Genomic DNA, 20,221 nt, shown 5'->3' with positions numbered 1-20,221 from the left:
CTGACCGGCGAGAACACGCCGACCTGGCACGGCACTTAAACCCGGGACCAAACACCTGGCAGGGAGCAGAACGCCCTCTCAGGCCTCCCGGGTCCGGCGCAGCAGCCACACCAGGTACGGAGCGCCGACCAGCGCCGTGACAATGCCCACCGGAATCTCGGTCGGGGCGAGCAGCCAGCGGCCCAGGGCGTCGGAGGAGACGACCATGACGGCGCCCACCACCGCGGCCATCGGCACCATGCGGGAGGTGTCGTTGCCGACGATACGGCGAGCCAGGTGCGGGGCGACGAGACCGACGAAGCCCACCGCGCCGACCGCCGCTGCCGTACCGGCGGCCAGAACGGCGCCCGTCGCGAGGACGAGCAGCCGGGCGCGGCCAAGCTCCAGGCCGAGCGCGCGCGGCAGTTCGTCCCCGAGGGCGAGCATGTTCACCGGCCGGGCCACCACCACGAGGAGCACCGCGACCACCGCGGGCACGGCCAGCCAGCCGAGCGCCTCGTAGCCGCGGGCGTACGTACTTCCGGCCAGCCAGGTGAGGGCGGACGAGATGTTCATCTGCGAGCCGACCACCATAATGTTCACCAGGGCCATCGAGGTGGCGCCGGCGCCGAGCCCGACGAGCACCACACGGGTCGGGTCCAGTCCGGCGCGGCCGCCGTTCCGCGAGCCCCTGGCCACGAGGATCACCAGGCCCAGCATCAGCACTCCGCCGATCGCCGCGGCGATCGGCAGGGCGACCAGCGGCGCGGCCGGGACGACCAGGATGACCGCCATCGCCGCCAGCGCCGAACCGCCGGTCACGCCGACCAGCCCCGGTTCGGCGAGGGGATTGCGTACCACCGACTGCACCGCGGTACCGGCCACGGCCAGGCAGGCGCCGGCCACGGCCGCCACCAGGATGCGCGGCAGCCGGTAGGAGACGACCGCTTCGGTCATCTGCTCCCCTGAGCCGAACAGCGTCGCGCCCAACTGGCTCCAGGTGATGCCGACATCACCGATGCGCAGCCCCACGGCGATCGCCACGATCAGCGCCAGCACACCGCCGCCGATCGCGACGGTGTAGACGGGAGTGCGGCGCTGACCGGCGACCGCGACCGCCGCGCCGGTGTCGGCGTCGCCGGTGCTCACCTTGCGGGCCAGGGCCATGAAGACCGGCCCGCCGACCAGCGCGGTCACCACACCGACGGGGATCTCCGCGGGCTGGTTGGCGGACGGGGAGACGATCAGCTGAGCGATCGCGTCCGCCCCCAGCACCAGGCCGGCGGAGAGCAGCCCTCCCATCGGGATGAGCAGCGCGTGCTTGCGGATGCCCAACTGCCGCACGATGACCGGGGCAATCAGCCCGACGAAGCCGATGGGGCCGGCGAGCGATACTGCGGCCGCGGAGAGCAGCACCGCGACGAGGAGCGCGGCGGGCCGGATCCGTTCCACCCGTACGCCCATCGCCTCGGCCGTCTCGTCGCCGAGCGCAAGCAGGTCCAGCGGGCGGGCCAGGAACGGGGCGAGCAGGGCGACCACGGCGACGACCGCGCCGAGCACCAGCGGGCGCGTCAGGCTGGTCTGCATCAGGGTGCCGTTGCCCCAGAAGAAGAGTCCGCGGGTGGCCTGGACGTCCAGCATCTGCAGGAACTCGGCCGCCGCGGTGCAGGCCAGGGCCACCGTCGCGCCGGCGAGCAGCACCCGGCCCGGCGTCAGTACCCCGCCGCGGCTGAGCGTATACACCACGGCGATCGCCAGGAGGCCGCCGAGGAACGCGGCGCCACCGGCCGGGATGGGCCCCAGACTCACCCCGGTGAACGCGACCGCGACGACCGCGAGGTAGGCGCCGGCGTTCACGCCGAGGGTGTCCGGTGCCGCGAGCGGATTGCGGGTGGCACCTTGGATGAGCACGCCGGAGACGCCGAGCGCGACACCGACGACCAGTCCGGTGACCGTCCGCGGCAGGCGGGCGCCGAACAGGACGTCTTCGGTACGGGGATCGCCGCCGTGGCCAGTGAGCAGCGCGGCGATATCGCCGATGCCCACTCCGGAGGCACCGAGGCCGAGGTGGACGACGGCGACCAGGCACAGTACGAGCGACAGGGAGCCGCCCACGAGCAGGGCTCGTGGGCGGCGTCCGAGCGGATGAGCCAACGAGGTCATCAGACCTTCAGTGCCTTACCGGCCTCGTCGAGCACCTGAAGGGCGGACAGCGGACCGCCGAACAGCCAGGTACCCGGGTCGAGCGCGCGGACCTTGTCCTCCTTGACGAAGTCCAGGCCCTTCCAGACGGCGTTGTCGGCGAGTTCGCCGGTGAACGGGTTGTCCGCCTTCGCGGCCACGTACAGGAAGTTGGAGTCCTTCTCGACCTTGGTCAGGCCCTCGACGCCGGTCGTGGTCATGCCCCAGGCGTCGGACTTGCCCTTCCAGCCGTTCTTCAGGCCGGCCAGGTTCAGCACCTGGGCGGAGAAGGCGTCATCGGTCAGCATCCGGATCGAGGCGGAGCCGTTGGCGGTGAAGCCCTGCGCCAGCGCGTACTTCATTCCGGCCTTGTCGGCCTTCTCCAGCCGCTTCTTCAGGTCCGCGGCCTCGGTGTCTATCCGCTTGGTGACCTCGGCGGCCTTGTCCTCCTTGCCGACCGCCTTCGCCAGCTCGGTGAAGTTCTTCTCCATCGTTTCGAGCTGCGGCTTGGTGGTGTACTTGAAGGACGCCACCGGGGCTATCTCCCGGAGCGGCTTCAGGTTGGCCTTGGAGCGGTCGTCGTCGACCACGATGAGATCCGGCTGCAGCGCCTTGATCTTCTCCAGGCTGGGCTCGTTGCGGTCACCGACGTCGGTGACGTTCTTCGGCAGATCCGCGCCCTTGGCGGTGATCCAGGTCTTGTAGCCCTTGTTGTCGGCGTTGCCCACCGGAGTCACGCCGAGCGCCCGCAGCTCCTCGGTGTACGTCCACTCCAGCGTCACGACCTTCTTCGCCGGCTTGTCCAGGGCGACCTTGCCCCGCGCGGTCTCGATGGAGACCTTGCCGTTCGTCGCCTCGGCCCCCCCGGCCTTCTCTCCGGTCCCGCCGACGGTTCCCGAGCCGCAGGCGACCGCGGTCAGCATGAGTGCCACGGCCGTGCCGCCCGTCGCGAGGGTGCGCCGGATTCTGCGCATGATGGAATCTCTCCTTATTTACTGAGCGGGGAAAGCGGGGACTGCATGGGGGGTGGGTCCGGATCCAGGCCGGATTCAGGTCCGGATTCAGGTTCGGATCCAGGTCCGGATTCAGGTCAGGACGCGGCCGCGGACCGGGGCCGCTCCGGGAAACAGGCGAGGTATCCGGTCGACGGATCGCGGACGACGTTGACCCGCAGGCCGAACGCGTCGTCGATGACGTCCGGGGTCAGCACCTCTTCGGGAGTCCCGGACGCGGCGACCTTGCCGTCGGCGACAACCATGACCTCGTCGCCGTACGCCGCCGCCTGCATCAAATCGTGCAGCACCACGCCGCACGCGATGTTGTGCTCGCGGGCCAGACGTCGGACCACGTCCAGCACCTCGAACTGGTGCCGCATGTCGAGGTAGGTGGTGGGCTCGTCCAGCAGCAGGACGCCGGCCCGCTGCGCGAGCACCATGGCGAGCCAGGCCCGCTGACGCTCACCGCCCGACAGCTCGTCGAGCCGGCGCTCGACCAGCGGAGCGGCGTCCGTGACCTCCAGCGCCCACTCGATCGCTTCGACGTCCTCAGCGGTGTGCCGGGCGAGCGCACCGCGGTGCGCGTAGCGGCCGTGGCGTACGAGCTCACGCACCGTCACCCCGGCCGGTGCCAGCGAGGACTGCGGCAGGAACGCCAGCCGCTGGGACAGCGCACGACGGCCGAGCGACGCCAACGGCGCACCGTCGATGTGCACCTCACCGCCGACCGGCGGCAGCAGCCCCGCGACCGTGCGCAGCAGCGTGGACTTGCCACAGCCGTTGGGGCCGACCAGCACGGTGATCGCACCGGCCCGCAGGGACAGATCCACCTGCCGCAGCACCGTACGGCCCGCGTGCCCGACGTCGAGACCTTTCGCCACCAGGCGAACGTCGCCTTCAGACGACACCGAGTACCTCCAACCATCGGGACCAACGGGCGTCACTCTACAGTTTAGGTAAGGCATACCTAACTGCGCGCAAGCGATTTTCCTCGCCCGTAATCAGGTCGATATCTCCCGCAGATCCGCGCGCCCCCGGTGCACGACCACAGGACCCTATGCAGAGATGGCGACTTCGCGTAATGGGCCCGGGACGACGAATCCCTTCACCGGACACGGCGACACGTGGGGACGAGGCACCCGGGATACGAGGCGAGACGCTCGCACGCCCGTCCTCCCCTCTCCGCCGCCTCGGGCGTCATGCGCGTACGCGGCCGGACTGCCGAAATCCGCGAGCGGAGCGCATCCCCTACTCCAGAGCAGCATCCGTCGAGCAGAGAGCCGCCCTCCCGCGCCTCTTGGGGAGTCTCAGGGGGAACGGGCCCCGTTGGAGAGTCCATGGGGAGTTCCGGCCGCACCAACTCGTACGACACTGAAACACGGCGAATTCGACCTCGCCAGCGCCTGTTGCGGCGCCCCCATCTTCGACCACACCGGCCACGTCGTGACAGCCATCAGCGTCGCCGGCCTCAAGGACCGCGTGGAACCCGCTCTGTGCCGCCTCGGCCCCCTGGCCGTCGCCACCGCGGAGGCCGTCTCACGCCGCCTCGGACACAACCCGGCGCCGACGCCCGCCCAGCAGAGCTGCGCACCGAAAGACATCGCACCCAGCGGCTTGCTGGGCCATGTCTCGGCTGGCAAACGACCAATGGCGTCTGGAGTCGGCAGCTTCGACGCCCCCTCTTGTCCGGACATCGGGGGTCAGCGCCAGGCCTGTCGTTCCTGGCTGCGGGGGTCGTCGACCTGGGTCCACGCGGCGTCGATGTGCATGGTTGACCTGCGCTCGGTGTCGTACGGGTCCCAGCCGGGGTTCCCCGTCCTGGCGAACCGGACCCAGGTGGCGTGCATGCGGGCGGCGAGATGCGTGGGGGGCTTGTCAGGGCCGAGCAGGGCGGCGCGGCCGTGCAGCTGGGGGAGGTGGGAGAGATCGAAGACGAAGGGCAGTTCGACCGCATGGGTGGCGCCGAGCTGTCCGTCCAGGGCCTGGGAGCGCCAGGCGAACTCGTAGGCGTAGGTGGCGGAGCGGGGGTGGGCGGCATGTGCGCCTGCCAGGGCCCAGCTGCCCGCGCCGAACAGTGCGTCGCCCATGAGGGCGGAGCGCAGTTCGCCGAAGGACGCCTCGGGGCGTGTCCTGCGGTAGGTCTCGACGAGTTGCGCCGGATTCGGGTGCGAGCGTGCCGCCGCGTCGTCGACGTCCTCGGCGGTCGAGGTGGCGTACTTGTCCACGGGCACCAGGTAGAGATGCCCCTCTTCGGTGTTGGTCCCGATGAGCAGATCGATGTCGGCGCCGAGGCCGGCGGCGACGGATTCAGCGGGTTGGGTGTCGAGGACCAGGCTGAAGGGGCTGAGTCCGATCAGCGGGTCGTGGCGGGTCTCGGTCTGCAGGTCGATTCCCGCGAGCCGGGAGGCGGCCTCGACCAAGCGCTCGTCGGAGATTCCCGCGAAAGCGGAGAGGTCGGGTTCGATGCCCAGAACCTCGGCCGCAGCCTGAGTGACGCGGGCGGCCTGCTCGGTGGTGAACGCCCCCAGGCCGCTGCCGCTCTGGATGATCGCCCGGCGAAAGGGGCCAGTGGCTTCCGGGGTGGCGAGGACGCCGCCGACGATGGTCGCCCCGGCCGACTGACCGAAGAGGGTGACGTTGTGCGGGTCACCGCCGAAGGCGGCGATGTTCTCCCGCACCCAGCGCAGCGCGGCCACAACGTCGAGCAGCCCTCGGTTGGCGGGCGCGCCGGGGATGTCGAGAAACCCTGCGATGCCGAGCCGGTAGTTGAGGGTGACGAGGACGACGCCGTCGCGGGCGAAGGCGGAGCCGTCGTACAGCGCGGACCGCGTCGATCCGGCAACGAACCCGCCGCCGTGCACGAACACCATGACGGGCAGGTCGACGGGCAGATCGGCAGGCAGGCCGCTGTGCGTGGCGGCGGGCATCCAGACGTTGGCGGTGAGGTAGTCCTCACCGCGGCTCCAGCCGGTGCCGAAGTAGGAGGACATGTCGACGCTGCCGAGCTTGCGCTCGGACTGTGGCGCGTTGGGGCCCGGCACGGTGGCGTCCCGTACGCCCTCCCACGGCTCGTGCGGCTGGGGCGGAGCGAACCGGCCGGCGCCTCGGGGCGGGGCGGCGTAGGGGATGTTCAGGAAGGCGGTGGTGGCGCCCTGGCGCAGGCCGCGGACGGCTCCCTGCGCCGTGGTCACGATGGGGTCGGGGTGGTGGTTCATGTCTCGCGTCTTTCCGCAGGGTCTCAGGCCTGCTCGGTGTACGGGGCGAACGGGGCCCAGCCCTTGATGGCGAACTTGCTTCCGTCTCGCACCACTTCGGCGGCGCCGTGGCCGCCCAGATGCGCGGGGATCACGAGTGCGTTGTTGTCGGCCGCCCAGCCCAGCACCTTGCGGCGAGTGGCACGGGCGCCCGCGGGGTCCTCGCAGAAGCAGCTGTTGGTATCCGGTTCGAGGATCTGTGCCGGGCTGTGCAGCATGTCGCCTACGAACACCGCGCGGTCCGTGCCGGAGGTGAGGGTCAGGACGGAGGAACCGGGGGTGTGTCCGGGAGCCGCGTCCAGGCGCAGGCCGGCGTCGATCTGGTGACTGTTTTCCCACAGCAGCGTCCGGCCGGCGCGGTGCACCGGAGCCACGCTGTCCTCGAAGACGTTCTGGTTGCCTCGGCCGAGCAGCGGCTTGTGGCCGTTCTCGGGATTCCAGAAGTCGAAGTCGTCCTTCGGCATCAGATAGGTGGCGTTGGGGAAAGTGGGCACCCATTGCCGGCCGTCCAGGTATGTGTTCCAACCGACGTGGTCGATGTGGAGATGTGTGTTGATCACGATGTCCACGTCCTCGGGCGCGACTCCGGCGCGGGCGAGATTCGCCAAGAAATCCGTCTCGAGGTGGCTCCAGACCGGCGCGTACGGGCGCTCCTTGTGGTTGCCCACGCCGGTGTCGACGAGGATGGTCTTGCCCTCGCTGCGCAGCAGCCAGGTCTGGATCGCAGAATTCACGAGGTTGGTGTCGGAATCCAGGAAATGCGGCGTCAGCCAGGAGTCACCGCCTTCCCACACCTCCTTCGGGCTTTCCGGGAAGAAGGTGTCGGGCGTCATGTCGACGGAGCCGAAGTATTCCCATACCCGGGTGACGCTGACATTGCCGAGTGTGATGTGGTCCATGAGGCATCCTTGTGAATTCGGAGGAATTCCTGAACCGTACGAGCGGACTCGGCAGCCGGGGTATCCGTCACGTGACTGCACCTGCGCGCCCAGCCCGGGGGCGGGGTGCGGCCGCTTGTAGCCTGGGGACCAAGGCAAGGCGGCTCCCGTATGTGAGCCACGATTCGTGGAGACCCCGTGGACGAGCACACAGGCGACCTCGATGCGGCCACGAGACCGGAGCTGGAGCCGCAGCCGGGTGAGCCGTTCGTCGGCCGGGACGCGGAGCTGGGAAGTCTCTTCCGTGCGGTGGAGTCGGCGCCGGCCGACCCAGTGGTGATGCTCGTCGGTGGCATGGGCATGGGGAAGAGCGCCCTGCTCGACCGTGTGGCGCGTCGAGCCGAGGCGAGCGGTGCTCGCGTACTGCGCGCCGAAGGCAGTGAGTCGGAGTCGAGCCTGGCGTTCTCCGCCCTGCATCAGTTGCTGCGGCCGCTGCTGGCGGAGGTGGACGGCCTGCCGGAGAGGCAGCGCGCCGCGATCCAGGACGCCTTTGGCGCGGGACCGGCCACGCCCCCGCAAGCGAGCGCACCCGATCTGCTGTTGATCGGGGTCGCCGTACTGAGCCTGCTCTCAGCCCTGGGCGACCGACAGCCCGTCCTCTTGGTGCTCGACGATGCGCAGTGGTGCGACCGTGCATCCCTGGACGCGCTGTCCTTTGCTGCCAGGCGGCTGGCAGGTGAACCGGTCACGATGCTGATCGCAGCCCGTGACGGCGACCACCTCCCGGGATTCGACCGGCACATTCCCGCGCTCACCCTCGAACCGCTCGACAACACTGCGGCGAACCGGCTGCTGGACCAGCAACCGAAGAGTCCCACCGGCCACACCAGGACACGCATCCTCGACCAAGCAAGCGGCAACCCCCTGGCACTGGTGGAACTCGCGAGGGCAGCCACCGCCCAGGACGCGGCCGCGGGGCTGCCGTCCGCGGGCCCGCTCCCCCTCACCGATCATCTGGAGCGGATCTTCGCCGCTTGCCTCGACGACCTCCCCGCCAACACCACTCGGGCCCTGCTGCTCCTGGCCGCCATGGACAGCATCGACTCCCCCATCGCCGTCTCGGCCGCGCTGTCGAACGCCAAGGCCGACGCCTGGCTGCCGGCCGAGCAGGCCGGACTGGTCCGGCGAACCGGTCCGAACCTCCGGTTCCGCCACCCACTGGTCCGGTCCGCCGTGTACCACGCCTCGTCCGCGGACGCCCGGCGCGAGGCTCATCGCACGCTCGCCGAGCTGCTGCGGGACGAACCGGACCGGCGTGCCTGGCATCTGGCCGCCGCCTGCCCGGGTCCGGACGCCGCCGTGTCGGCGGAGCTGGAGCGAACCGCCGACCGGGCCCGTCGTCGCGGCGGCCACTCGGCGGCGGCCAAGGCCCTTCAGCGTGCAGCGGAGCTCGCGCCGCTGCACGGGGAAAGCGCGCGGCTGCTGGTCGAAGCCGCTTCGGCGGCCGTGTTCACCGGCGACCTCGCTTGGGTCGAGGAACTTGCCGCTGCGGCCCGCACCCGCACGAATGACCCGTCGCTGCTGGCTTCCGCCGCCGTGCAGGCCGGTCGGCTGGCGATCCTGACCCTGCGCCACACCACAGTTTTCTCCCGACTGGCCGATGCAGCCGAGGGGTTGGCGGTCTCCCAGCCCTCCGCCGCGCTGGATCTCTTGGCCGACGCCGCCGTGGTCCGTTTCTACTCCGGCGAGGACGCCCAGCGCCGCCGCATCCAGGAAATTCTGGGGCGCCTTCCCGAGGACGCCTCCTCCGCAGGCTTGCGCTCCTGGGTGAGGGCCGTGTCGGACCCCTTCAGCAGCAGGGACGAATTCATCTCCCTGCTCCCTCAGTTGACCGCCGAGGCGGAAGCCCGGCCGGAACAGCTCGTCACCGTCGGAATCATGACGTGGCTGCTGGACGAGACCCCGCAGGCAGTCCGCGCCTTCGACAAGGCCTTCGACCGCTGGCAGGTGCAGGGATCGCTGCCGGAGGGCCTGGGCGGCGCGGTCGCCTGGGCCTATGTGGAGCGAGGACGGTGGGACCAGGCCAGGGAGTCCTGCGCTCGCACCATCGCGGTCGGCCAAGCATCCGGCCTCGACCACGCCGCGGCGTGTGCGGCAACCGTGGATGCCACCGTGCTGGCTTACCAGGGGGACGCGCCGGCAGCCCGCGCCCGGGCCGATGAGGCGCTCACTCTGATCGATCCGCTGGAAAGCCGCTCGGTCGCGGTCTATGCCCGTCGTGCGCTCGGCGCCGCGGCGATTGCGGACGGCGCGTACGAGACCGCTTATGACCAACTCCGCATGGCTTTCACGGCAGATGGCGCGCCCGTGCACTACCACGCCTCCTACCCGGCCCTCGCGGATCTGGCCGCCGCCGCTGTGCGCACCGGCCGCCGAGAGGAAGCCGCCGCGATCGTCGAGCGTTCCGCCCAGGAGCTCGCGGACAACGCCTCACCCCGCCTGCACGCGCTGCTCAGTCGAGCCCGTGGCCTGCTGGCCGATCCCGAGGACGCCGAGCCGTACTTCCGGGCCGCCCTGGCCGACCCGGTCCTCGAGCACTGGCCCTTCGAGCGTGCCCAGACCCTGCTCGACCTCGCCGAGTGGCTGCGGCGCCGTCGGCGCATCGCGGAGGCGCGGGCGCCGCTCACCGACGCCCTGGAGATCTTCCGCCGGCTGGGCGCCCGCCCGTGGATCGAGCGCGCGCAGGCCGAATCACGCGCTGCCGGCCTCGACGTCACGGACACGGCGCCCGACGCGCTCGCCGAACTCTCCCCGCAACAGCAGCAGATCATCAGGCTCGCCGCCCGTGGGCTGACCAACCGCGAGATCGGCGAGAAGCTCTTCCTCTCCCCGCGCACCATCAGTTCGCACCTCTACCGCAGCTTCCCCAAGCTAGGCATCACCGCCCGCTCCCAGCTGCGTGACCTCATCGACGGCGCCCTCGCGCGGGCCGGCCACCAGGAGTGAGGGCGCACCCGGCCACGGAAGCAGTCACCTGAGGCATTGGGGCATCGAAGGAGCTGCCGGCGTGCGGGCGCTGGGACTTGACAGTACCGGCCGCGATGACAGCCACCTCTCGTTTAGTGGCCCGCATACCACTGGTCGTCTCCAACCTGCTCCGCCAACCGCGCCGGCCCCCTTCCGCCTCCCGTCCGGCCCGGTTCCGCCCCGTAGTCAGTCCTCAATCACCAGGCCCTTCGCTGCGTTGAGCAGCGTGAGGTTGCAGATCTCGGTGACGAACGTGCCCGGTGCCGTATCCAGGGTCGTCCTCCGCCGGGACGCGGGAACGGCCACCGCGCGGACGCGGGTGGGGCCCCGCTGCGCCCTCGGGGCCCACTCGCTTACGGACTCGGCGTCAGATCATGCGTCGGTCAGGAGCCGCCGACGTAGTCGTGCTGCCAGCTGGTGGCCTTGAAGTGGTATTTGTCGCCGGGCTTGAAGGCGAACTTCACCTTCTTGCCCTTCGAGCACGACGGCTTGGACTGGTCGGTGTCCTTGAGCCGACCGTTCTTGTACCACCACACGACGGCCTTGTAGCAGCCGGAACTGGTGTTGTTCCTGATCCAGCCCGAGGCGCCCCTGCTGTTGAGTTTATTGAACTTGACCGTGGCAAGCCTGTCCTTGGCGTCCACGGTCCGGTGCTGTGCCGGCGCAGTCGACGTTTCGGCAGTGGTGGCGGTGGCCGTCCCGGCAGTACCGAACAGCATGATTCCCACCGAGGCCACCCCGACGGTGGCCTTGGTCCGTGCGTACATCTGTCGCTCTCCTTGCTGCGCCGCTTTCCCCCGGGACGGCGCTTTCCCCGGTTGTTGCATGGAGCGCTCCAGCCACGACCGTAAACGCGAACACTGCTGATCCCGCAGTGTTTTCCGTCAACGTCACCACTTCGGCACAACAGGCACATTTCGCTCCGCTGACACCATGAACGTCAGATCGCCCCTGGTGCCGGAGCACACCCAGCCAGAGAGAGCGCCGCTGATGATCTCCTGGTCGGTCCGCACCAGCGCGCGGCGAGCGGCGTCGCCCTCATCACACGCTCAGCACGTACCAACGACCAGTTCAGGCCGCCAATGATGAGTGTGGGGACTCGTCCAGAACACGACGTCTACCCCTCGGCAACAGTTCTCGGGGAAGCAGAACAGCGCTGGCGCGTCACCCCGTGATGGCCTCCACCACGACCGCGATGTCCTCGCGACTCGTGGGCTCCTCGTCCACAGAGTTATGGATGATGAGCCCCTCGATCAGGGCATCCAGCGCGCGAGCCGTCCTGGTGTCGAAGTGGCGGCTGAGAGCGGCACGACTCGCCTGCATCCAGGAGCGCATCACCGACCGCAGCTCGGGGTTGCGGGCAGCGAAGGCGTAGAGCTCGTAGCTGAGGAGGAGTTCTCTCTCGTTGCCCACCTGCTGCCCGCAAATGATCTCCACGACGGCTTCCCGTGCCTCCTGCGGCGTACGGGCGCGTTCGAGCAACGCCCCGTATCGCGAGGACTCGGACTCGGCAAGCCGAGTGAACGCCTCGCAGAGCAGCTGCTGAAGGGAGTCGAAGTAATAGGTCACCGAGCCCAGAGGCACCGCCGCGGCCTGCGCGACGCTCCGGTACGTCACGCTGACGACGCCGCGCTCCGCGACCAGCTCCAAGGCCGCGTCGATGATGCGGTCCCTTCGACCGGGGTCATTGGGACCACGCGAAGACCCTGTCATACCACTGTGCTCCTTACGGCCGTCCGCCCAACAATGTACATTCGTACACACTTCTTGAGACTCTCGAAATATGAACATGGCCCCGCTTCCTCGCCTGTACGGAGCTCGCTATGGACCTCGCCACTCGCCGATGGCGCCGATCCCTCTTCCTCTTCTTCTTCCTGACCGGCCTGTCGATCTCCTCCTGGGTGACGCGCACTCCCGACATCCGGGACCGGCTGGGAGCGTCGACCGCCGAAATGGGCATCATCCTCTTCGGCCTCTCAGCGGGCTCGATGGTCGGGATCCTGTCCTCCGGCCCACTCGTGAGCAGGTTCGGCACCCGCCCCGTCATCGGCGTCGGCAACTTCCTCATCGTCATCAGCGTGTCGCTCATCGGTTGCGGCAGCCTGGCCTCCTGGGCGCCCGCCGTGTTCGTGGGACTGTTCACCTTCGGTGCGGGCATGGGAGCTGCCGAGATCGCGACCAACGTGGACGGGGTCGAGATCGAGCGGACCACTGGCACCACGGCGATGACGACCCTGCACGGTTGCTTCAGTCTCGGCACCGTCATCGGCGCGGTGTGCGGCATTGCCGCCACCACACAGCAACTGCCGACGTACTGGCACCTCCTGGCGGTCACCTGCGTCTCCCTGGCCATGTTCCTGTACGCCCTCAGGGCCGTCCCCTCGGGCACCGGGGTACGTACACCCACGACCACAACGCACGAGGAATTCCCCGTGGCTGCGCCGAAGGTGTGGCGGGACCCCCGGCTGGTCCTGATCGGCGTGATCGTACTGGCGATGGCTCTGGCGGAAGGCGCCGCGAACGACTGGCTGCCGCTGCTCATGGTGGACGGCCACGGACTCGATGCCGCACAGGGCTCACTGGTCTACGCCGGCTTCGCCGCGGCGATGACCATCGGGCGCTTCTGCGGGAGCTTCTTCCTCGACCGCTTCGGACGGGCCATGGTGGTCCGGGCGGGCGCGGTGTCAGGTGCTGTCGGCGTCGCCCTGGTGATCTTCGCCGACAACGCCCTGCTCGCCGGCGCCGCCGTGCTCTTCTGGGGGCTGGGCGCCAGCCTCGGATTCCCGGTCGCCCTGTCGGCCGCCGGCGACTCCGGCCCCAACGCCACAGCGCGCGTAAGTCTGGTGGCCACCATTGGGTACGTCGCGTTCCTCGTCGGACCGCCGAGCCTGGGCTTCCTCGGTGAACACTACGGACTGCGCACGGCCATGATCGTCGTACTCGCCTGCGTCACCGTGGCCATCTTCATCGCCCCGGCGGCCGGCGGTCGCGCCTCCACTGCGCAGGTCAGCGGATCGGCCCGTGAAGCCACGGGACTCTCGGAGCGTCAGTCCGAGCGACGGGGGTGAACCCGGGACGGGGCGGCCGAGGCGGATGCGGCTGCGGACGCGGATGCGGATGCAGTGAGTGACGCCCGGCGGGTCACATGCAAGCTCCGGGCCCGAGCCGTGATGCCGGCCTTCAAATTCCACGGACGACACGAGCGGGATTGCCGACCGCCACGACGTTCGCGGGAAGGTCCCGGGTCACTACGGCTCGACCACATGAGCCGCTTTCTACGGGGCCGATGGTCTCCCGTCCACCCGGCCGGTCGTCAGCCCCGTAGTGTGCATCCTGATCCCGTACTGCGCCCTTCTGCGATGGCTGAGCAACACCAAGGGACGGCGGCGGACGCTGCCGCGGCGAGTGGCTTCTCGCCGTCCACGCGGGCAACTCGCCCCCCGAAAGCGAGCCCTTCTGCTCAGCCCGTATCGGCCGGGGCGCGTATCGAACCAAGTGTGGTCACGGCTCACGACATTGGTTTCCGGGGAATAGCGGCCCGGGCCGGCCGGTTGCCGGAAGCACAAGATCAATACGACGGTTCGGGAGGGGTCATGGCAGTCCACGGCACGGTGGTCGCCGGTTTCGAGGGAGTACGGGAGGAGTTCGCCACCTTCCTCGCGGGCGAGGAGCAAGCGCCTGGCGCGCAGCTGGTGGTGATCCGGGACGGCGAACGGGTGGTGGACCTCTGGTCGGACGGGGTGACCGGGGAGTCGCTGCTCGGTGTGTTCTCTTCCACCAAGGGTGCGGCGTACCTGGTCGCCGCGCTTCTGGTCCAGGAGGGCATCCTGGACTTGGACCGCACCGTGGCCTCGTACTGGCCGGACTTCGCCGCCGAGGGCAAGGACGGCATCACCCTGCGCGAGCTGCTCGCGCACCGGGCCGGGGTGATCGGCCCGGACGCAGGCTTCACCCAGGAGGAGCTGGCCGACGACCGGGCAATCGCGGCGCGCCTGGCCGGGCAGCGCCCGTTCTGGCAGCCGGGGCAGTTCTTCGGCTACCACGCGTTCGTCATCGGCGCGCTGGTCGGTGAGGTGGTGTTCCGGGCCACCGGGCGCACCCTGCAGGAGTGGTACGAGGAGCGGATTCGCGCCCCGTACGATCTCGGCCTGTGGCTGGGCCTCCCGGAGGCCGAGGAGTCGCGTTTCCTCACCACCCTGCCGATGCTGCCGACGCCGGAGCAGGCGGCCGAGATCGAGGCCGCCGCGCACAGCCCGTACAGCCTGGCCGGCATCGCCTTCAACGAACACGCGCGGGGCAACCGTGAGCTGTACGACTTCCCGAACTCCCGCACCGTCCGCGCGAACGGCCAGGCGTCGGCGGGCGGCATCGGCACCGCACGCGGCCTGGCCGGCATGTACGCGGCGGCCGCGTTCGGCCTGGACGGCCGAGGCCCGCTCCTGAAGCCGGACACGGCCGCGGAGTTCGCCCGGATCCACTCCGAGGGCAAGGACCTGGTGAGCGGCGAGCCGCAGGCGTTCGGCCTGGGCTTCCAGACCTACGGCCCCGACTTCCCCGCCGTCGGCGTCGGCACCTTCGGCCACAGCGGCGCCGCGGGTTCCCTCGCCCTGGCCGACCCGCGGCAGGGCTTCGCCTACGCCTACACCCGCCGCCGGTTCGCCTTCCCGGGAGGCGCGGCCCCCGAGAACGAGCGCCTGCTGTGGTCGGTGGTGCGGGCGCTCGGGTGACGAGGGTGGGGCGCGGTCCGGCGATCCGGTCCGTGCCCCGCTCGGGCGTTCCTGTGCACACGGCCGTACCGTCAGCGGGCTCCGACCACATCCATGAAGGACTCGCGGAGGCCGGTGGCCGACCGCTCCGGCCGCCGCGTCGCAGGCGGTGGGCCCGCTGGTTGGCCAGGGGATGAGGATGACCACACAGATGCAGTGCGTGCGCAGGTGGCCGCGTACCGAAGGGAAGACCAGCCAACGGCCGATTCACGCCGACTGCGCATCGGACAACGGCCTGCCTGGACCAACGACCGGCTGTTCACACGAAACTGCCTAGTGGTTGCGGGCGTAGGCCGGCCCCGTCTCCCACCTGGTTGTCCGCCCCGCCTGACAGGCGGCCTCGTAGGCCCCGTCGCCGATGGCGGAGCGGGCCTGCGTCTCGCACCGTTCGCGTGCGGCGCCCCAGTCGGGCAGCCCGAGCTGCGGCCCAGCGTCTCCCACGGCTGATGGGCCATGCCGAGCAGGTGCGCGGCGCACTCGCCGAGGCCCGCAGCAGCCCTGGCAGCGACGATCAGATCCAGGCACATGGCCACGCCCAAACGGTCGTTCAGCCTCTGCTTGACCTCAACGACGGCTTGGCCGCGGTGTTGTGTCCGCAGGACAGCTCGGCCCGAGTGAGCAAGTACTCGGCGTAGGCCCGCATCCACACCTCGCCGTACCGCTCTCGCAATCGGCGCACAGATGCTCAAGGACGGCGACAGCCCTTTCCATCTCTTTCTCGAGGGTGTGCGCGTGTCCGAGAGACAAGGCGGCCGCCAGGACAGGCCGGCCCGCCCTCGCACCGGTGCCCGTCGAACAGACCCTGCACCAGGTCCTTGGCGCGCTGGGTGTCGCCACTGATCACCGCGGCGAAGGCGACCATGGCCCGTACCGCGTCCGCCGCATCGGCGTCCCCCAGGCGTTCGGCCACCTCTGCACATTCCACGGCCCGGGCCTCGGCCGACCGCGCATCTCCCAGGGGCGACAGGACCAGAGAACACACCCACAGCGCCCGAGCACGTGCTCCGACTGACCGGCAAAGCCGACAGGGTTACGCTCCCCCACGAAAGCAACACAACCCGGCGCAGCAACATGGCACGCCCCGAGCACGTGCTCCGAGCACGTCTTCGGCCGCGGGCCGGCGGTCAGTCGCCGCCGACGAATGTGACAGTTTCCCCAAGCGAGGCCCGGCCCGTACGGGCACGATCCATCGGGGCATCCACGTACCCGATCGACATGCCGCAGAAGAGGACGAGTTCGTCCGGGGGCGAGACGACCTCCGCCACGGTCTTGTGAAACTTCGCCCACGCCATCTGCGGGCAGCTGTGCAAGCCTTCGGCCCGGAGCAGCAGCATCACGGTCTGCAAGTACATGCCGACGTCGGACCACTGCGGCCGCCCCATGGCGCGGTCGATGTAGCAGAACAGGGCGGCGGGTGCGCCGAAACAGTCCCAGTTTGCGGAGGCAGCCCTCTGACGTGCCTCTATGTCCTCGCGCGGAATGCCGAGTGCGCCGTAGCGCTGCTCACCGAAAGCGGATCGGCGCTCGCGGTACGGGGAGCTCAGCGCGGGCGGGTACTGCTGGTACTCCGGCTCGTCCCAGGGATCACCTGCGGCCAGACGCTCGCCGGCACGTTTCTTGAGTACGGTCAGTGGTTCACCGGTCAGCACGTAGGTGTGCCATGGCTGGATGTTCGATCCGGATGGCGCCCAAGCCGCGGCAGACAGTACGCGCTCCAGCGTTTGCCTTGCGACAGGCCGGTCGGTGAATTCGCGCACCGCCCGTCGGCTCGTGACCGCCTCGTAGACGTCCATGCCCGCTCCCCCCCTGCCCGATCGACACAGCACGCTTCGTCACACCCAAGATGGTATCACTCGATACTTTCTCGTGTATGACTACTGCCGAGGTTGGATTCTTCAGCCTTCGGCACCCTGCCTCCGGGCCTGGTCTCGGGAAAACGCCATGGCCACGCTGATGCACATCAACTCGTCCGTGTTTCCCGGCGAGGCGGCCACATCGCGTCCCCACATCACCACCGACGCCTGACCCTCCCGGCTACGCCGCTCCGGCACGGGACAGTGGTCCACCGCGAAAGCCGTACAGCGACCGGGCGCGCCCGGTCACCATCAGGCGCAGGCAGGCTTACGCCTTGCCGTCCGCGGGGTGGGCGAACCGGGTCAGCAGATCCATCAGCTTCTCGGGCTCGCCGGGCCCCAGTTCGGCAACCAGGCGCTTTCCCAGCGGATCCGCCGCCACATGAGCTGCGTCGAAGAGTTCGAGGCCTTCGGGCGTGATCTCGACCGCCCGCGCCCGCCGATCTCCCGGAACGGCCTTGCGTACGGCCAGCCCTTTGCGTTCCAGGTCATCCACGACCCGCATGATGCCGGCCTTGTCCGACCCTGTCGCCGCCACCAAGTCCCGCTGCACCGTGGGCCCGCGGTTGGCCAACTCGATCAGTACGGCAAAGTGCCGCAACTCGATGCCGAGCGGCCGGAGCGCCTCCCCCATCACTCCGGCCGCGTGCCAGTGAGCCCGACGCAACAGCAGACCAAGGGCGAACGGCGATGCATCCCCCGGGCGATCGGTCGCACGCGAGGCGGGGGTTCGGTGAGGAGCGTCGGCGGCCATGGATCCACATTACCGCCATTCGTTCATTCGATACGGTATCGCTTGAAACCAAATGACTGGACCCACCGCCCGCATCTCCCAGCACTGGTGCGTCGACGTCATGAACCCTCGGCTGGCCCTGCCTCGCGCGAAATCCGAAGTCAGTGAGGGGACGCCACGGCGTCGCGAGCCTCTCTCGCGCCTGCCTGGGTGCATGCTCGCCCTATGAGCGACCTCTCCGCACCCGGCACAGTACGGATGGCCACCGCCCAGGGCCGCTGGGTCCTGCTCACGGCCGTCCTCGGCTCGGGCATGGCAATGCTGGACAGTACCGTCGTCAACGTCGCCCTGCCCCGTATCGGTGCCGACCTGAACACCTCACTGGCCACCCTCCAGTGGACCGTCAACGCCTACCTGCTCACCCTGGCCGCCCTGCTCCTGCTCGGCGGCGCACTCGGCGACCGCTACGGCCGGCGCCGGATCTTCCTCATCGGCATGGTGTGGTTCGCCGCATCGTCACTGCTGTGCGGACTGGCACCCAACGCCGCGGTACTCCTCACCGCCCGCGCCCTCCAGGGCGTCGGCGGAGCCCTCCTCACCCCTGGCTCGCTCGCCCTCATCCAGGCCGTCTTCCACCCCGACGAGCGGTCCCGTGCGGTCGGTGCCTGGTCCGGCCTGGGCGGCGTGGCCACCGCGGCCGGACCCTTCCTCGGCGGCTGGCTCGTGGACGGCCCCGGCTGGCGCTGGGTGTTCTTCCTCAACGTGCCCGTGGCGGCAGTGTGCGTACCCCTCGCCGCCCGTCACGTGCCCGAGACCCGCGACCCCACCGCGCACGGCCGGTTCGACGTCCGGGGTGCCGTGCTCGGCGCGCTGGCGCTGGGCGCGGTGACCTACGCCCTGATTGCCGCACCCGGCCGGGGCACGGCGCCCGACGTACTGCTCGCCGCGGTCGCCGGCGTGCTGCTCGCGGTGGCCTTCCTCCGCGTCGAACGCAAGGACCCCGACCCCATGCTGCCCCCTTGGCTCTTCGGGCTGCGGCAGTTCACCGCGGTCAATGCGGTCACCGTCTGCGTGTACGCGGCCTTCGGCGGCTTCTTCTTCCTCACCGTGCTGTATCTGCAGGTGGGGGCGGGGTACTCCGCGTTCGTCGCCGGGACCGCGCTGCTGCCCACCACCGTGCTGATGTTGCTGCTCTCCGCCCGCTCCGGCGAACTGGCCCAGCGCATCGGCCCGCGCATCCCGCTCACGCTCGGCCCGCTGGTGTGCGCCACGGGAATGCTGCTGATGATGCGGGCGGGCACCGATGCCTCGTACCGCACCGAAGTCCTGCCCGCCGTGACGGTGCTGGGCCTCGGCATGGTCCTCCTGGTGGCACCGCTCACCGCCACCGTGCTGGCCTCCGTCGATGTCACCCACGCGGGACTGGCCAGCGGAGTCAACAACGCGGCGGCACGCGCGTCCGGCCTGCTCGCCGTGGCGGCCCTGCCCCTCCTGGCCGGCATGGGACCGGAGGCCTACCGCTCGGCCACTGCGTTCGCGGCCGGCTACCGGCGGTCCCTCGTCCTCTGCGCCGTCCTCCTCGTCATCGGCGCGGCCCTCGCCTGGTTCACCCTGCGCCCCCGCATCCCGGAACGCGGAAAGGCGGAGACGACGCCGACGGTCCGGGAGAGCCAAGCGCGGGAACAGGAGAGCAACGTTCAGGAACAGCACTGCCGTCCTCAGTGCACCTACCACTGCGGCGTATCGGCACCGCCTCTCGACCCCGGCACCCCGCAATCGGTCCCGCCACGTACGAGCGGCGACTGACTCCTGTCCTGAGCGAGCTGTTTCGCGCCGCCCGTACGACCGCTGTACGGCCGGCCGTCGTCACGGACGTGTAAGTGCGCCCACATGCACGTCCTCCGGGCCCCTGCGGACCCGGAGGACGTGTACGGCGTCATCGCGCGCTCTCCGTTGCTCGACGGAGAAGACGCTCAGAGGCCCATGGAGGCCCGGAACTCCTCGAACGAGACCTTGCGGTCACCGTCGGTGTCGATGGTGTCGATGAGCGCCTGCGCGGCCTCATCGGTGACGCCCTGCTCGCCGAGTTCCTCGACGACCTTCCGGTACTCCTCTGCGGTCAGCTGACCGTCACCGTCGAGGTCGTAACGCTCGAAGACCTTCTGCGCTGCGGCTGTCATGTCTACCACGTGGGCGCCTTTCTCTCGCTGTTCCAAGACCGGCCCCACCCTAGTAGGCGTGGTCGGGTTCGTTCTCCGGTGGTGCGTCCGGGGGAACGCCTGTTCCGATCGCGTGCGTCGGCTGAGGAGGCGGATGCAGTCCGGAGGTCTTTGCAGCGGATATCTGGGAGCCGTTCGCGCGAGCCGATCTGCAGCGGCGAGCTGGGGGCATCTGCAGAGACAGGTGCTTGCTGGGCAACGTTCACGGGATGTGGTGGGTTACCGGGTACCGCCCGTGTGCCGGTCAGGCGACGTGACGCTCCGACTGCTGCGGACGAGATGGCACGCGACGTCCGGCCGGACGAGCGACGATGCAGTTCCGCCCAACTGGTGCAT

General features: G+C 69.8%; 14 protein-coding genes and 2 pseudogenes. 5 read left to right on the top strand and 11 right to left on the bottom strand.

The window, feature by feature from the left end; translation table 11 throughout:
* Positions 1-78: 78 nt before the first annotated feature.
* The 3 genes from ABZ840_RS07675 to ABZ840_RS07665 form a co-directional block, all read right to left on the bottom strand.
* A complete protein-coding gene (locus tag ABZ840_RS07675; protein ID WP_361554857.1) occupies positions 79-2,142 on the bottom strand; it encodes an iron ABC transporter permease in 2,064 nt (687 codons plus the stop codon).
* Positions 2,142-3,134, bottom strand: coding sequence for an iron-siderophore ABC transporter substrate-binding protein (locus ABZ840_RS07670; protein ID WP_361554854.1), 993 nt, complete (start codon positions 3,132-3,134; stop codon positions 2,142-2,144). Before ABZ840_RS07670 ends, ABZ840_RS07675 begins: the two co-directional genes overlap by 1 nt.
* A 116-nt stretch (positions 3,135-3,250) precedes the next feature.
* Entirely contained in the window at positions 3,251-4,036 is a 786-nt protein-coding gene (locus ABZ840_RS07665) for an ABC transporter ATP-binding protein (RefSeq protein ID WP_361554851.1), read from the bottom strand.
* Between the two features lie 184 nt (positions 4,037-4,220).
* Between ABZ840_RS07665 and ABZ840_RS07660 the strand changes: the two are divergent.
* Positions 4,221-4,685: pseudogene (locus ABZ840_RS07660) on the top strand (IclR family transcriptional regulator C-terminal domain-containing protein); the annotation flags it as partial.
* Positions 4,686-4,855: 170 nt separating this feature from the next.
* Here the strand turns inward: ABZ840_RS07660 and ABZ840_RS07655 are convergent.
* Both ABZ840_RS07655 and ABZ840_RS07650 read right to left on the bottom strand, forming a co-directional pair.
* Complete coding sequence (locus ABZ840_RS07655; protein ID WP_361554848.1) at positions 4,856-6,370, bottom strand: carboxylesterase family protein; 1,515 nt, start codon at positions 6,368-6,370, stop codon at positions 4,856-4,858.
* Positions 6,371-6,393: 23 nt separating this feature from the next.
* Entirely contained in the window at positions 6,394-7,308 is a 915-nt protein-coding gene (locus ABZ840_RS07650) for an MBL fold metallo-hydrolase (RefSeq protein ID WP_361554846.1), read from the bottom strand.
* A gap of 177 nt (positions 7,309-7,485) precedes the next feature.
* On the opposite strand from ABZ840_RS07650, the gene ABZ840_RS07645 reads away from it, so the two are divergent.
* Positions 7,486-10,293, top strand: a complete 2,808-nt coding sequence (locus ABZ840_RS07645) for an AAA family ATPase (protein WP_361554843.1) — start codon at positions 7,486-7,488, stop codon at positions 10,291-10,293.
* A gap of 404 nt (positions 10,294-10,697) precedes the next feature.
* Here the strand turns inward: ABZ840_RS07645 and ABZ840_RS07640 are convergent, their stop codons facing one another.
* Positions 10,698-11,081 (bottom strand): hypothetical protein, encoded by a 384-nt coding sequence (locus ABZ840_RS07640; protein WP_361554840.1) that lies wholly within the window; start codon positions 11,079-11,081, stop codon positions 10,698-10,700.
* A gap of 397 nt (positions 11,082-11,478) precedes the next feature.
* Positions 11,479-12,027: a TetR family transcriptional regulator gene (locus ABZ840_RS07635; protein ID WP_361554837.1), complete on the bottom strand. Its 549-nt coding sequence runs from the start codon at positions 12,025-12,027 to the stop codon at positions 11,479-11,481.
* 110 nt (positions 12,028-12,137) lie between these two features.
* On the opposite strand from ABZ840_RS07635, the gene ABZ840_RS07630 reads away from it, so the two are divergent.
* Entirely contained in the window at positions 12,138-13,382 is a 1,245-nt protein-coding gene (locus ABZ840_RS07630) for an MFS transporter (protein WP_361554834.1), read from the top strand.
* 112 nt (positions 13,383-13,494) lie between these two features.
* Here the strand turns inward: ABZ840_RS07630 and ABZ840_RS07625 are convergent.
* Positions 13,495-13,575 (bottom strand): annotated as a pseudogene (locus tag ABZ840_RS07625) (sugar O-acetyltransferase); the annotation flags it as partial.
* Between the two features lie 332 nt (positions 13,576-13,907).
* Between ABZ840_RS07625 and ABZ840_RS07620 the strand changes: the two are divergent.
* Positions 13,908-15,041 carry a serine hydrolase domain-containing protein gene (locus ABZ840_RS07620; protein WP_361554831.1) on the top strand — a complete coding sequence of 378 codons (1,134 nt, stop codon included), beginning with the start codon at positions 13,908-13,910 and terminating at the stop codon, positions 15,039-15,041.
* Positions 15,042-16,204: 1,163 nt separating this feature from the next.
* Here ABZ840_RS07620 and ABZ840_RS07615 read toward each other — a convergent pair.
* Both ABZ840_RS07615 and ABZ840_RS07610 read right to left on the bottom strand, forming a co-directional pair.
* Complete coding sequence (locus ABZ840_RS07615; protein WP_361554828.1) at positions 16,205-16,873, bottom strand: nitroreductase; 669 nt, start codon at positions 16,871-16,873, stop codon at positions 16,205-16,207.
* Positions 16,874-17,201: 328 nt separating this feature from the next.
* Positions 17,202-17,687 carry a MarR family winged helix-turn-helix transcriptional regulator gene (locus ABZ840_RS07610; RefSeq protein ID WP_361554825.1) on the bottom strand — a complete coding sequence of 162 codons (486 nt, stop codon included), beginning with the start codon at positions 17,685-17,687 and terminating at the stop codon, positions 17,202-17,204.
* A 204-nt stretch (positions 17,688-17,891) separates the two neighbouring features.
* Between ABZ840_RS07610 and ABZ840_RS07605 the strand changes: the two genes are divergently transcribed.
* The gene (locus ABZ840_RS07605) at positions 17,892-19,472 is read left to right on the top strand and encodes an MFS transporter (protein WP_361554822.1); all 1,581 of its coding nucleotides are present in this window, start codon (positions 17,892-17,894) and stop codon (positions 19,470-19,472) included.
* A 167-nt stretch (positions 19,473-19,639) separates the two neighbouring features.
* On the opposite strand, the gene ABZ840_RS07600 is transcribed toward ABZ840_RS07605, so the two are convergent.
* The gene (locus ABZ840_RS07600; protein ID WP_361554819.1) at positions 19,640-19,846 is read right to left on the bottom strand and encodes an EF-hand domain-containing protein; all 207 of its coding nucleotides are present in this window, start codon (positions 19,844-19,846) and stop codon (positions 19,640-19,642) included.
* Positions 19,847-20,221: the final 375 nt, after the last annotated feature.

Origin of the sequence: Streptomyces sp. NPDC047117, assembly GCF_040643545.1 — a bacterium.
Classification (GTDB): Bacteria; Actinomycetota; Actinomycetes; order Streptomycetales; family Streptomycetaceae; genus Streptomyces.
The sequence above is the reverse complement of the archived record's forward strand: the minus strand, read 5'-3'. Positions and strand labels throughout refer to the sequence as shown.

Excerpts from the sequence above, each read along its gene's own strand:
- ABZ840_RS07675 (WP_361554857.1), bottom strand. The coding sequence starts at position 2,142 with ATGACCTCGTTGGCTCATCCGCTCGGACGCCGCCCACGAGCCCTGCTC.
- ABZ840_RS07670 (WP_361554854.1), bottom strand. The coding sequence starts at position 3,134 with ATGCGCAGAATCCGGCGCACCCTCGCGACGGGCGGCACGGCCGTGGCA.
- ABZ840_RS07655 (WP_361554848.1), bottom strand. The coding sequence starts at position 6,370 with ATGAACCACCACCCCGACCCCATCGTGACCACGGCGCAGGGAGCCGTC.
- ABZ840_RS07650 (WP_361554846.1), bottom strand. The coding sequence starts at position 7,308 with ATGGACCACATCACACTCGGCAATGTCAGCGTCACCCGGGTATGGGAA.
- ABZ840_RS07640 (WP_361554840.1), bottom strand. The coding sequence starts at position 11,081 with ATGTACGCACGGACCAAGGCCACCGTCGGGGTGGCCTCGGTGGGAATC.
- ABZ840_RS07635 (WP_361554837.1), bottom strand. The coding sequence starts at position 12,027 with ATGACAGGGTCTTCGCGTGGTCCCAATGACCCCGGTCGAAGGGACCGC.
- ABZ840_RS07630 (WP_361554834.1), top strand. The coding sequence starts at position 12,138 with ATGGACCTCGCCACTCGCCGATGGCGCCGATCCCTCTTCCTCTTCTTC.
- ABZ840_RS07620 (WP_361554831.1), top strand. The coding sequence starts at position 13,908 with ATGGCAGTCCACGGCACGGTGGTCGCCGGTTTCGAGGGAGTACGGGAG.
- ABZ840_RS07615 (WP_361554828.1), bottom strand. The coding sequence starts at position 16,873 with ATGGACGTCTACGAGGCGGTCACGAGCCGACGGGCGGTGCGCGAATTC.
- ABZ840_RS07610 (WP_361554825.1), bottom strand. The coding sequence starts at position 17,687 with ATGGCCGCCGACGCTCCTCACCGAACCCCCGCCTCGCGTGCGACCGAT.
- ABZ840_RS07605 (WP_361554822.1), top strand. The coding sequence starts at position 17,892 with ATGAGCGACCTCTCCGCACCCGGCACAGTACGGATGGCCACCGCCCAG.
- ABZ840_RS07600 (WP_361554819.1), bottom strand. The coding sequence starts at position 19,846 with ATGACAGCCGCAGCGCAGAAGGTCTTCGAGCGTTACGACCTCGACGGT.